This is a genomic window from Sphingomonas sp. GM_Shp_1, assembly GCF_026540895.1.
In the GTDB taxonomy this organism is placed as follows: Bacteria; Pseudomonadota; Alphaproteobacteria; order Sphingomonadales; family Sphingomonadaceae; genus Sphingomonas.
Genome location: NZ_JALNUR010000013.1, coordinates 1 through 12,032, shown reverse-complemented (window position 1 = coordinate 12,032; position 12,032 = coordinate 1). Strand labels below are relative to the sequence as shown.

The 12,032-nt window shown below is 67.0% G+C and carries 10 protein-coding genes; 3 read left to right on the top strand and 7 right to left on the bottom strand.

Translation table 11 applies throughout. From position 1 onward, the window contains the following. Nucleotides 1-80: 80 nt before the first annotated feature. Nucleotides 81-1,496, top strand: coding sequence for a M48 family metalloprotease (locus OXQ33_RS08565; protein ID WP_267434265.1), 1,416 nt, complete (start codon nt 81-83; stop codon nt 1,494-1,496). Between the two features lie 34 nt (nt 1,497-1,530). Continuing rightward, complete coding sequence (locus OXQ33_RS08560) at nt 1,531-2,523, top strand: glycosyltransferase family 2 protein (protein ID WP_267434264.1); 993 nt, start codon at nt 1,531-1,533, stop codon at nt 2,521-2,523. A 127-nt stretch (nt 2,524-2,650) separates the two neighbouring features. Here OXQ33_RS08560 and OXQ33_RS08555 read toward each other — a convergent pair whose 3' ends face one another. The 5 genes from OXQ33_RS08555 to OXQ33_RS08535 form a co-directional block, all read right to left on the bottom strand. Then, nucleotides 2,651-3,799 (bottom strand): AAA family ATPase, encoded by a 1,149-nt coding sequence (locus tag OXQ33_RS08555; RefSeq protein WP_267434263.1) that lies wholly within the window; start codon nt 3,797-3,799, stop codon nt 2,651-2,653. A gap of 142 nt (nt 3,800-3,941) precedes the next feature. Beyond that, the gene (gene pnp / locus OXQ33_RS08550; protein ID WP_267434262.1) at nt 3,942-6,281 is read right to left on the bottom strand and encodes a polyribonucleotide nucleotidyltransferase; all 2,340 of its coding nucleotides are present in this window, start codon (nt 6,279-6,281) and stop codon (nt 3,942-3,944) included. A 254-nt stretch (nt 6,282-6,535) separates the two neighbouring features. Then, nucleotides 6,536-6,805, bottom strand: coding sequence for a 30S ribosomal protein S15 (rpsO, locus tag OXQ33_RS08545; protein ID WP_261268525.1), 270 nt, complete (start codon nt 6,803-6,805; stop codon nt 6,536-6,538). 13 nt (nt 6,806-6,818) lie between these two features. Further along, nucleotides 6,819-7,832 carry a tRNA pseudouridine(55) synthase TruB gene (truB, locus tag OXQ33_RS08540; protein WP_267434261.1) on the bottom strand — a complete coding sequence of 338 codons (1,014 nt, stop codon included), beginning with the start codon at nt 7,830-7,832 and terminating at the stop codon, nt 6,819-6,821. A gap of 10 nt (nt 7,833-7,842) precedes the next feature. After that, the gene (locus tag OXQ33_RS08535; RefSeq protein WP_267434260.1) at nt 7,843-8,454 is read right to left on the bottom strand and encodes a thymidine kinase; all 612 of its coding nucleotides are present in this window, start codon (nt 8,452-8,454) and stop codon (nt 7,843-7,845) included. 53 nt (nt 8,455-8,507) lie between these two features. Between OXQ33_RS08535 and OXQ33_RS08530 the strand changes: the two genes are divergently transcribed. Beyond that, complete coding sequence (locus OXQ33_RS08530) at nt 8,508-9,095, top strand: YceI family protein (RefSeq protein WP_267434259.1); 588 nt, start codon at nt 8,508-8,510, stop codon at nt 9,093-9,095. Between the two features lie 58 nt (nt 9,096-9,153). Here the strand turns inward: OXQ33_RS08530 and rbfA are convergent, their stop codons facing one another. Both rbfA and infB read right to left on the bottom strand, forming a co-directional pair. Then, nucleotides 9,154-9,561: a 30S ribosome-binding factor RbfA gene (gene rbfA, locus OXQ33_RS08525; RefSeq protein WP_267434258.1), complete on the bottom strand. Its 408-nt coding sequence runs from the start codon at nt 9,559-9,561 to the stop codon at nt 9,154-9,156. A 122-nt stretch (nt 9,562-9,683) separates the two neighbouring features. Beyond that, nucleotides 9,684-12,032 (bottom strand): translation initiation factor IF-2 (gene infB, locus OXQ33_RS08520; protein ID WP_267434257.1); only part of this gene is annotated, 2,349 nt, incomplete at its 5' end.

Here is a 12,032-nt window from a genome sequence, read left to right as displayed (position 1 = left end):
CCGAATGACGCCCCCGTAACAAAAGGCTGGAACCCGCGCCGCGCCTGCGCTTTGGAAACCCCGAACAGGGGAGCCTTAACATGCGTTTCATCACCGCCGCCGCCATGCTCGCGCTTGTCACCGCACCCGTCGCCGCGCAGCAGGCACGCTCCATCTCCGCCTCGGACAAGGCGCAAGGGGCGCAGGCCAATCCGCAGCTCGTGGCGCAATATGGCGGCCGCTACACCGGCCCGCAGGCGGCGTTCGTGGAACGCGTCGGCAAGCGCGTCGCGGTTCAGTCCGGCCTGTCCAATGCACAGGGCGACTTCACCGTCACCACGCTCAACTCGCCGGTGGAGAACGCCTTCGCCATCCCGGGCGGCTATGTCTATGTCACCCGCCAGTTGCTCGCACTGATGAACTCGGAGGCCGAACTCGCCTCGGTGCTCGGGCACGAAGTCGGCCATGTCGCCGCCCGCCATTCGCAGAGCCGCAACACCCGCTCGACCATCGGGTCGATCCTGGCGGCGGGCGCGGGACTGTTGACCGGCAGCAATGTCGCAAGCCAGTTGGTCGGCACGGGCGCGCAACTCTACACGCTGAAATATGGCCGGGATCAGGAATATCAGGCCGATGGCCTCGGCATCCGCTACATGGCCGCCGCCGGGTACGACCCTTATGCCTCGGCCGATATGCTCGCCTCGCTGGCGGCGTCGAGCAATCTCGCCGCGCGGACGGCGGGCAAGGAGGCGAACGCGATCCCGACCTGGGCCTCGACCCATCCCAACAGCGCCGACCGGGTGCGCCGCGCCGCCGCGCTGGCGCAAGCGACCGGTCGCCCCGAAACCACCCCGCCACAGGATGTCGCCTTTCTGCGGATGCTCGACGGGCTTCCCTATGACGACGATCCCAAGGAAGGCGTGGTCGATGGCCGGAATTTCCGCCATCCCGGCCTGAAGCTGAAATTCACCGCCCCCAGCGGCTATACCATCGCCAATGGCAGCGACGCGGTCAGCATCGTCGGCCAGGGCGGGCAGGCGCAGATGCGGCTCGCCCAGGGCAGCGACCTGTCCCAGGCGATCACCCAGCGCTTCGGCCAGCTCGGCACCGGCACCCCCTCGGGCCAGCTTCAGAACGGGACGGCCAACGGCATCCCCTATGCCTGGGTGACGACCCGTGCATCCGCCAGCAATCGCGCGGTGGATGCGACGGTGGTCGCCTATCGCTTCCCCTCGGCGACCTATACCTTCACGCTGGTGACGCCCGCAGGGTCGGGCATCGGGCCGTTCCAGCCGCTGCTCGCCTCGGTCGCGCCGGTCTCCACGGCGGAGGCGAACGCCATTCGTGGCAAGCGGATCAGCATCGTGACGGTGAAGGCCGGCGACACGATCGACAGCCTGTCGGCGCGCATGGCCTATCCCGATTACAAGCGCGAGCGGTTCGTGACGCTGAACGGGCTCGACCCGGAACAAGCGCTGACGCCGGGCCGTTTGGTCAAGTTGGTCGTGAACGGGTGACGGACGGCTTCGACGCCGCTAAACCGGCGGCGTCATGAAGCGCCCTGCCCTGTCCGTCGTCGTCCCCTGCTATAACGAAGCCGCCTGCCTGGACGTGTTGCACGCGCGCATTTCGGGCGCGGCGCGCGCGGCGGTGGGCGAGGATTATGAGATCGTCCTGATCAACGACGGCTCGAAGGACGATAGCTGGCCGGTGATGCAGCGCCTCGCCGCCGCCGATCCGCATCTGGTGGCGATCAACCTGTCGCGCAACCATGGCCACCAACTGGCGCTAACCGCGGGCCTCGACCTGTGCGCGGGCGAGCAGATCCTGATCATCGACGCCGATCTTCAAGACCCGCCCGAGCTGTTGACCGACATGCGCGAGACGATGATCGCGCAAGGCGCCGACGTGGTCTATGCCGTCCGCCGCAAGCGCGCGGGCGAGACCTTGTTCAAGAAGGCGACGGCGGCACTCTTCTACCGGATGCTCGACCGGCTGACCGACACGCCGATCCCGCTCGATACCGGCGATTTCCGCCTGATGAGCCGCCGCGCGCTCGATGCGCTGCAATCCCTGCCCGAACAGGCGCGCTTCATTCGCGGCATGGTCGCCTGGGTCGGCTTCCGCCAGGTTCCCTTCGCCTATGACCGTGCCGAGCGTCATGCGGGCGAGACCCATTATCCGCTGGGCAAGATGATCGCGCTCGCCTTCGACGCGGTGACGGGGTTCTCGACTGCGCCCCTGCGCTGGGCCAGCCATATCGGGCTGGCGCTGACCGCCGCCTCGTTGCTGCTGCTGGTCTATATCGCGATCGGCTGGCTGACCGGGTCGGCGGTGCAGGGATGGACCTCGACCATGCTGGTCACGGTCGTGCTGGGCGCGGTGCAGATGTTCGTGCTGGGCATGATCGGCGAATATCTCGGGCGGCTGTACATCGAATCGAAGCGGCGGCCGCTTTACTTGGTCGCGGACGTGGCGGGGCCGGTGCAGGGCCATGCGCGGCTCGGGTACAGCGCGCATGAGGGGGCGAAAGACCCGGCGTAACTTCTATTCCTCCCCTGCAAGGGGAGGTGGCAGGCCGTCAGGCCCGACGGAGGGGTGTCCCCACCATCGAGAGCGCGACACCCCTCCACCATGCTTCGCATGGTCCCCCTCCCCTTGCAGGGAGGAATTACCGCGATGGCCAGACCCAGCGCGGGCGTTCGACATCCTCGACCAGCGTCTCGCCCAGTTCCTTGTACAGGCGGATCGACCGCGCCTCGGCATTGCGGTCCAGCGTATCGACCAGCGCGGCGGCATGCGACACGACGATCACCTGGCACCGCGCCGAAGCCTTCACGATCAACCGGGCAAGCGGCGCCAGCAGGTCGGGATGCAGGCTCGCCTCGGGCTCGTTGAGGATCATCAGTTCGGGCGGGCGCGGCGACAACAAGGCGGCGGCAAGTAATATGTAGCGCAGCGTCCCGTCGGACAGCTCGGCCACCGAGAGCGGGCGGAGCAGGCCGTGCTGGCGCATCTCCACCTCGAACCGATCGCCGACCTGGAGGGTCGCGCCGTCAAAGGCATCGGCGATGGTATCGGCCAGCGCCTCACCCTCGCCGATCTCGAAGATGGTCTGGATCGCCGCCCCGACATCGCCGCCATCGCCCGACAGGACGGGCGTGAATGTCCCCACCTGCGGACGGCGCGCAGGCGCGTCGCGGTCGGTGCGCAGATCGTCATAGAAGCGCCAGCCGCGTAAGCGCTCGCGCAGTTGCAGCAGTTCCAGCCCGTCGCGACTGTCGGCACAGTGGGTCACCATCGAATCGACCGCAGGAATCGACCGCGCCCCATCGCGCCAGCCGCCGCTATCGGCCTCGCGCAGCCGGACGAAATCGCCGCGTCGTTCGGCGATCAGGTTGGACCGCCCCGCCATCGGACCGACCCAGAGCGCCTCCAGCTTGATCTCCGGGTCATGGGCGAAGCGGGTGATGCTGGGGATGGGCAGGCCCAGGTCGATGGCATAGCCATAGTCGGCGGACGAAAAACCGAGTTTCAGGCTGACCGGCCCATCGCGCACCGTCCCCTGCACCGGGGTGTCGCCGCGCTTCATCCCCCGGCTGAACTTTTCCGGTCCCGCCCAGAGGGTGGAGGACAGCCCGCCCTCGGCCGCCAGCGAGGCGATCACCCGGCCTTGCGCGACATCCGACAACAGGCGCAGCGCACGGTAGAGGCTCGACTTGCCGCTGCCGTTCGCGCCGGTGACGATGGTCAGCGGCGCGAGTGGCACCACCACGTCGCGCAGCGAACGATATCCGGAAATGGCCAGGGTTTCGATCATGCCGCCCGCCTTTGTGGAGTGGCGAGGGTAAGGCCGGTCGGGCCGGCGTGTCCACCGATGGTGAGGTCTGGGCGTGAGGCTCCCACGAAAAAGGGCCCGGGGTTTCCCCCGAGCCCTTTTCCTTTCACCCGAGGGCGAAGGATCAGTCGCGATCGCCGGTCAGGAAGGCCGGAGCGGCGAATTCGGGCGAGCCGCCCTGCTCGCCGCCTTCGCGACGGGGACGGTCGCCACGGTCGCGACGCGGACCGCTGCGGCCTTCGCCTCCGCGATCACCGCCCCGCTCACCGCCACGATCCCCGGCGTCACGACGCGGACCACGACCGCCTTCGCGCGGGCCACGGTCGCCGCGCGGTTCACGCGGTTCGCGGGCCGGACGATTGTCCTCCAGCTCGGCACCGGTTTCCTGGTCGACGACGCGCATCGACAGGCGGACCTTGCCGCGCGGGTCGATCTCGAGGACCTTCACCTTGACGTCCTGGCCTTCGGTCAGGACGTCCGAGACCTTCTCGACACGCTCGTTCTTGATCTCCGAGACGTGGACGAGACCGTCCTTGCCGCCCATGAAGTTCACGAACGCGCCGAAATCGACCAGGTTGACGACCTTGCCGTTGTAGATCTTGCCGACCTCGGCCTCTTCGACGATGCCCTTGATCCAGTTCATCGCGGCTTCGATCTGCGCACCGTCCGACGAGCTGATCTTGATCACGCCCTCGTCATCGATGTCGACCTTCGCGCCGGTGGTGGCGACGATCTCGCGGATCACCTTGCCGCCGGTGCCGATCACGTCGCGGATCTTCGACTTGTCGATCGTCATCGTCTCGATGCGCGGCGCGTGCGCCGACAGCTCGGTCCGGGTCGAGGACAGCGCCTTGTTCATCTCGTTCAGGATGTGCGCGCGGCCTTCCTTGGCCTGCGCCAGCGCGACCTTCATGATCTCCTCGGTGATACCGGCGATCTTGATGTCCATCTGGAGCGAGGTGATGCCCTCGGAGGTGCCCGCCACCTTGAAGTCCATGTCGCCCAGGTGATCCTCGTCACCCAGGATGTCGGACAGGACGGCGAAGTCCTTACCTTCCAAGATCAGGCCCATGGCGATGCCCGAGACCGGACGCTTCAGCGGAACGCCCGCATCCATCAGCGACAGCGAGCCGCCGCAGACGGTGGCCATCGACGACGAGCCGTTCGACTCGGTGATGTCGCTGGTCACGCGGATGGTGTAGGGGAATTCCTCCTTCGACGGCAGCACCGGGTGCAGCGCGCGCCAGGCCAGCTTGCCATGGCCGATCTCGCGACGACCCGGCGCGCCGAAGCGGCCCACTTCGCCGACCGAATAGGGCGGGAAGTTATAGTGCAGCATGAAGTGCTGGTACGACAGGCCGTTCAGGCCGTCGATCATCTGCTCCGCATCGCGGGTGCCCAGCGTCGTGGTCGCGATCGTCTGGGTCTCGCCGCGCGTGAACAGCGCCGAGCCGTGCGAACGCGGCAGGAAGTGAACCTCCGCCTCGATCGGACGGATTTGCGTGGTCGAGCGACCGTCGATGCGGCGGCCGTCCTTCAGGATCGCGGTGCGGACGATCTCGGCTTCCAGCTTCTTGACGAACTTGGCGGCGACGAGCTGCTCCTGCGGGCTACGGTCGGCCATGGCGGCCTTCGCCTTGGCGCGGGCCTCACCCAGCGCGGTCTGGCGCTGCTGCTTGTCGGTCAGCTTGTAGGCCGCGGTAATGTCCTTGCCGATCAGCTTCTTCAGCTCGGCCTTGACCGCCTTCTGGTCGTCGCCGACCTTCAGCTCCCACGGATCCTTCGCGGCCTGCTCGGCCAGGTCGATGATCGCGTCGATGATCTGCTGCGACGCCTTGTGCGCGTACATGACCGCGCCCAGCATGACTTCCTCGGACAGCTCCTTGGCTTCCGATTCGACCATCATCACCGCGTCGTGCGTGGCGGCGACGACCAGGTCCAGGTCACCGGCCAGCGCCTCGGCATCGGTCGGGTTCAGCTGATACTCGCCATCGACATAACCGACGCGCGCCGCGCCGATCGGGCCCATGAAGGGCACGCCCGAGATGGTGAGCGCGGCCGACGCGGCGACCAGCGCCAGGATGTCGGGCTCGTTCTCGCCATCGTACGAGAGCACCTGGCAGATGCAGTTGATCTCGTTGTAGAAACCTTCGGGGAAGAGCGGGCGGATCGGACGATCGATCAGGCGGCTGATCAGCGTCTCACGCTCGGTCGCACCGCGTTCGCGCTTGAAGAAACCGCCGGGGATACGGCCCGCCGACGAGAACTTCTCCTGATAGTGAACGGTCAGCGGGAAGAAGTCCTGCCCTTCCTTCACGGTCTTCGCGGCCGTCACGGCACACAGCACCACCGTCTCGCCCAGCGTCGCGATCACCGCGCCGTCGGCCTGACGGGCCACCTTGCCGGTTTCGAGGGTCAGCGTCTTGCCGCCCCACTCGATGGCCACTTTCTTGGTATTGAACATGGAATATCCTTCACTCCGACGGGCCTATCCCGCCGGGGCCTATGGGTTGAGCCAAAATTGGCTCTGGAGGTCGGCCGAATTGCCGCCCTTCCGATTGCTCTACCCGGCATCCTCGCCGGATTTGATGACATAGAGGCTTTGGGGATGCGCAGTTTTTGCGGCATCCGGTCGGCCCGGTGCTACATACACCAGCCGATAAAAAAAGGGCACCCCCCGATGGGAGTGCCCTTTTTGGTCGCTTGCGCGCCCCGCTGTTACTTGCGGAGGCCGAGCTTGGCGATCAGCGCCAGATAGCGGTCGCCATCCTTGTGACGCAGATAGTCGAGCAGCGAGCGACGCTTGTTGACCAGCATCAACAGACCGCGACGCGAATGATTGTCCTTCGCATGGGTCTTGAAGTGGCCGGTCAGGTTCTGGATCCGCTCGGTCAGGATCGCGACTTGGACTTCGGGCGAACCCGTGTCACCCTCGGCGCGGGCATGGTCCTTGATGATTTCCTGGCGGCGTTCAGCGGTGATCGACATCGTGATCCTTTCTTCAATCGAGGTTGAAGCCGCGCACGACCCGGACGTTTCCGTCCAGCGCCTCTACCAGCGCCACCGGGGTTTCCCCCAGCATCGCGAAATATTGGCCATCGTCCACGGCGATCCCAACCAGCACACGCCCCTGACGGAGCGCCCCTGCCTGGTCGGGGTCGAGAGCAAGAGCCGGGATGTCGTCCAGCCCCGCCCTCAGCGGCAGGAGTATCTGTTCAAGGGTGCGCGCCTGCCCCATTTCGTTCAATTTGTCCAGCGATATCGCCGAAGCCAGCGTGAACGGCCCCGCCTTGATACGGCGGAGCATGGTGACATGGCCGACCGTGCCCAGCGCAAGCGCGATGTCGCGGGCGAGCGAGCGGATGTACGTGCCCTTGGAGACATGCGCGGTGAGGGTCACCTCCTTCAACCATTCCTCCCCATCTCCGATGGGGAGGGGGACCGCGCCCGCAGGGCGTGGTGGAGGGGCGGCGGCGTCAGCCGCCGTCTGCGACGGCGCCCCTCCACCATCCTTCGGATGGTCCCCCTCCCCAAGCGAGCTTGGGGAGGATTGGAGCGAATGAATCGTCACCGCGCGACTCGCCAGCACCACCTCTTCGCCCGCCCGCGCGAGGTCATAGGCGCGCTCGCCATCGATCTTCAGCGCCGAATAGGCGGGCGGCACCTGTTCGATCGGCCCGGTAAAGCGCGGCAACACCGCCTCCAGCGCCTCTCGCGTAGGCCGAACATCGCTCTCCGTCACCGCCTCGCCCTCGGCATCGAGCGTCGACGTCTGCACCCCGAACCGAATGGTGAAGTCATACACCTTGTCGCTGTCGAGCATCCGCCCGGCCAGCTTGGTCGCCTCGCCCACCGCGATCGGCAATACCCCGGTCGCCAGCGGATCGAGCGTCCCCCCATGCCCGACCTTGATCCCCTTGCCATAGCCGCCCTGGCGCAACACGCGCTTGACCGCGCTGACCCCTTGCGTCGAGCCGAGCCCCAGCGGCTTGTCGAGAATGATCCATCCATGCATCGCGCAGGCGTTAGTCGGGGTTGCGCCCCGCCTCAAGCACCCTGCCCCCGGCCAAAGCCTCGCCGAAATGGCGGCGGCACAGCGCGACATAGCGGTCGTTACCGCCGATCTCGGTCTGCGCGCCCTCGGCAATCGCACGGCCTTCGCCATCGACCCGCAGGTTCATCGTCGCCTTGGCGCCGCATACGCACACCGACTTGATCTCGCTGAGCGCATCCGCCAGCGCCAGCAGCCGCGCCGAGCCTGGGAAGAGTTGTCCCTTGAAGTCGGTGCGCAGGCCGTAGCACAGCACCGGAATCCGGTGCCGGTCCGCGAGCCGTGCCAGTTGGTCCACTTGCTCGGGCGTCAGGAACTGCGCCTCATCGACCAGGATACAGGCGAGCGGTGTCTCCGCATGGCGATCGAGCGCGCATGCCTCCAGATCGGTGCTCGCCTGGAACGGCGTCGCGGGCTGCGACAGGCCGATTCGCGAGGCGATGGTGCCATAGGCGAAGCGGTCGTCGATCGCGGCGGTGAACAGCATCGTGTTCATGCCCCGCTCGCGATAGTTGAAATCGGCCTGCAACAGCATGGTCGATTTCCCCGCATTCATGCTGGCATAGTAAAAATAGAGCTTGGCCATCCCCCGCCCTTATCGCAGGGCGACCGCCGTATCGAGCTTTGGGGCGAACAAGTGTGAAAAACGGCGCGAAGACGGCCATGGTCGCAGGCCTGCTCCTGACCGGCACGGCGGTCACCGCGGAGCCGGGCGGCCTCGCCTATGCCATCGATCCGGCCCATGCGACCGTGCGGGCCAAGGTCGGCTTTTTCGGGCTGGGCAGCAAGACCGCGCACTTCCCCCGGCTGGACGGCCGGGTGGCCCTGTCCGACCGGGATGCGAAGGCGGTGACGCTCGACGTGCGGATCGATGCGCAAGCGCTGGAGGCGGGCGATTCGCTCACCCGTTCGCGGTTGCGGGGGTCCGATTTCTTCGATGTCGATCGCTATCGCTATGTGGTTTTCCACGGCACGAGCATGACGCGGACCGGCCTGCACAGTGCGCAGGTGGCGGGCACGATTTCGGCGCGCGGGGTGACGCGACCCGCGACGCTGGCGGTCGACTTCTCGCGCGACTTCACGGCGATGACGGGGCGAGAGCCGGTGCATATCGCGGCGTCGACGCGAATCGACCGGCGCGATTTCGGGATGACCGCCTATCCGCTGATCGTCGGGCGACAGGTGACGATCGCGATCGATGCGGATCTGGTGCCGGTCGGGGGGTAAACCCCCTTCCTCGCTCCGTTCAGCCTGGGCGAAGTCGAAGGCTGAACGGGGGTGGGTGTCAGTCCTCGGACGACTCCCCCTCTTCCAGGTCCTGCGACACTCTGGGCGAGCGGAGGAGCGAGTCGATATGGCTTCCCTCGTCGAAGCTCTCGTCCGGCAGGAACTTCAGCTTGGCGGCATATTTCATCTTCACCCGCGTCGCGACCTCGCGCTGCAGATACGCGGTGTTGGTGCGCAGCGCCTTGATCACCACGTCCTCGTCCTTGCCCAGCAACGGCTTCACGAAAACCGTCGCGTGGCGCAGGTCGGGCGACATGCGCACCTCGGTCACGCTGACCATATGCTTGGCCAGCGTCTCGTCATGCACGTCGCCGCGCGCCAAGATTTCGGACAGGATGTGGCGAACCTGCTCGCCGACGCGCAGCAGGCGGACCGAGGGTTCGGCGGGGTTGTTCGGACGGACCATGTGTTCAGCTATTTCTTCTCAAACGAAAATCGCGGCCGCCGGGCAGGCGACCGCGAATTCTGGCGCGATCCATTCCGGCATGAAGCGCGGGCGGCAGGATCGCTCCCGCCGCCCCGCCATCATCAGAGCGAACGCTCGCGCAGTTCGACCTCGAAGGTTTCGAGATAGTCGCCCGGCTTGATGTCGGTGAAGTTCTGCGTGAACGTCACACCGCACTCGAGCCCTGCGCGGACCTCGGCGACATCGTCCTTGAACCGGCGGAGCGAGTTGATCTCGCCCTGGTAGATGATGACGTCGTTGCGCGTGATGCGCGCCTTGAGCGCCTTGCGGATGACACCCTCGGTGACCAGCAGACCGGCGGCCTTGCCGATCTTGCCCGCCGAGAAGACCTCGCGGATTTCGGCGCGGCCGACCACCGTTTCGAACGCCTCGGGGCCCAGCTCGCCGGCCATGCCCGCGCGGATCTCGTCGATCAGGTCGTAGATGACGTCATAGTACTTCAACGCCACCTTGTTCCGCTCGGCGATCTCGCGCGCCTTGGCGTTCGCACGGACGTTGAAGCCGATGATCGGCGCGCCGCTGGCCGCCGCCAGCGTCACGTCCGACTCGGTGATGCCACCGACGCCCGAGTGCAGGATGCGCGCCTTGATCAGATCCGACTGGATCTTGTTGATCGACGCCACGATCGCTTCGACGGTGCCTTGCGTATCCGCCTTGACGACCAGCGGATATTCCTTGGCCTGGTTCGCCTTCAGCGCCGAGAACATCGACTCCAGGCTGGCCGGGGCCGAGGTGGTGCGCTTCTGGAGCACCACGCTCTGGCGATATTCGGCGACCTCGCGGGCGCGGGCCTCGTTCTCGACGACCTGGAGCAGGTCGCCCGCCTGGGGCACGCCCGACAGGCCGAGCACCTCGACCGGCATCGCCGGACCGGCCTGCTTCACCTGGCGGCCCTTGTCGTCGACCAGCGCACGGACCTTGCCGCTTTCCGCGCCGACGACGAACACGTCGCCGACCTTCAGCGTGCCGCGCGTGACGAGCACGGTCGCGACCGGACCACGGCCCTTGTCGAGCTTGGCCTCGATCACGCTACCCTCGGCGGCGCGGTCGGGGTTGGCGGCCAGTTCGAGCAGTTCGGCCTGAAGCTGGATCTTCTCGATCAGCGTATCCAGACCGATCTTCTTGAGCGCCGAAACCTCGACGTCCTGGGTCTCGCCACCCATCTCCTCGACCTGCACGTCATGTTCGAGCAGACGCTCGCGGACGCGCTGGGCATTGGCGTCGTGCTTGTCGATCTTGTTGATCGCCACGATCATCGGCTTGCCCGCCGCCTTGGTGTGGTTGATCGCCTCGATCGTCTGCGGCATCAGCCCGTCATCGGCCGCGACCACCAGCACCACGATATCCGTGACGTCGGCACCGCGCGCGCGCATCTGGGTAAAGGCTTCATGGCCCGGCGTGTCGAGGAAGGTGATCTTCGACTTGTCCTTCAGCGTGACCTGATAGGCGCCGATATGCTGGGTGATGCCACCCGCTTCGCCGCGCACCACGTCGGTGCCGCGCAGCGCGTCGAGCAGGCTGGTCTTGCCATGGTCGACATGGCCCATGATCGTCACGACCGGCGGACGCGGCTGCAAGCTCTCGGCCGCATCCTCGCTGGTGTCGAGCGCCAGGTCGATGTCGCTGTCCGAGACGCGAACGATGTTGTGGCCGAATTCGGTCACCAGCAGCTCGGCCGTATCCTGGTCGATGGTCTGCGTCATGGTGACGGGCATGCCCATCTTGAACAGCGCCTTGACCAGGTCCGCGCCCTTTTCCGCCATGCGGTTGGCGAGTTCCTGAACGGTGATCGCCTCGGGCACCTGCACGTCGCGGACCTGCTTGACCTGCGGCTCGCGGGGGCCGCCAAAGCCACGCTTTTCCTTTTCGCGGGCACGCTTCAGCGCGGCGAGCGAGCGGGCGCGGGCGCCGTCCTCGTTCAGGGCGCGGGTCACGGTCAGCTTGCCGCCGCGACGCTCGTCACCCTTGCGGTCGCGCTGCTGCGGACGGCTGGGGGGGGCGTTGCGCGGGGTCGGCTGGCCCGACGGCAGGGAGCGCGGTGCGCCACCCGAGGGAGCCGAGGCATTGCCCGAAGGCGCGGCCGACGCCGGAGCCGCTGCTGCGGCGGGCGCAGGCACGGGCTTGGGCGCGGGCTTCGGGATTTCGGGACGCTGCACCGGCGAGAAACGGCGCGGCGCGGGCATGGCGGGATCGCGACCCAGCACCGGCGGCGTCGGAACGGCCGGAGCGGGGGCAGGCGCGGGCTTCGCCGCGACCGGAGCGGGTGCGGGCGTCGGCGCGGGGGCCGGAGTCGGCGCAGCAGCCTCGACCTTGGGCTCTTCCGCCTTGGGTTCGGGGGTCGGGATCACCGGACGCTCGACCGGACGGAAGGGACGCGGCTGGACCGAGATGGTCGGCGCGGCCGGAGTCGG

What these genes read in the sequence shown, in the direction of transcription:
- rbfA (WP_267434258.1), bottom strand. Translation starts at nt 9,561, where the DNA reads ATGGTCCGTCCGAACAACCCCGCCGAACCCTCGGTCCGCCTGCTGCGC.
- pnp (WP_267434262.1), bottom strand. Translation starts at nt 6,281, where the DNA reads ATGTTCAATACCAAGAAAGTGGCCATCGAGTGGGGCGGCAAGACGCTG.
- OXQ33_RS08535 (WP_267434260.1), bottom strand. Translation starts at nt 8,454, where the DNA reads ATGGCCAAGCTCTATTTTTACTATGCCAGCATGAATGCGGGGAAATCG.
- truB (WP_267434261.1), bottom strand. Translation starts at nt 7,832, where the DNA reads ATGCATGGATGGATCATTCTCGACAAGCCGCTGGGGCTCGGCTCGACG.
- rpsO (WP_261268525.1), bottom strand. Translation starts at nt 6,805, where the DNA reads ATGTCGATCACCGCTGAACGCCGCCAGGAAATCATCAAGGACCATGCC.
- OXQ33_RS08560 (WP_267434264.1), top strand. Translation starts at nt 1,531, where the DNA reads ATGAAGCGCCCTGCCCTGTCCGTCGTCGTCCCCTGCTATAACGAAGCC.
- OXQ33_RS08555 (WP_267434263.1), bottom strand. Translation starts at nt 3,799, where the DNA reads ATGATCGAAACCCTGGCCATTTCCGGATATCGTTCGCTGCGCGACGTG.
- OXQ33_RS08565 (WP_267434265.1), top strand. Translation starts at nt 81, where the DNA reads ATGCGTTTCATCACCGCCGCCGCCATGCTCGCGCTTGTCACCGCACCC.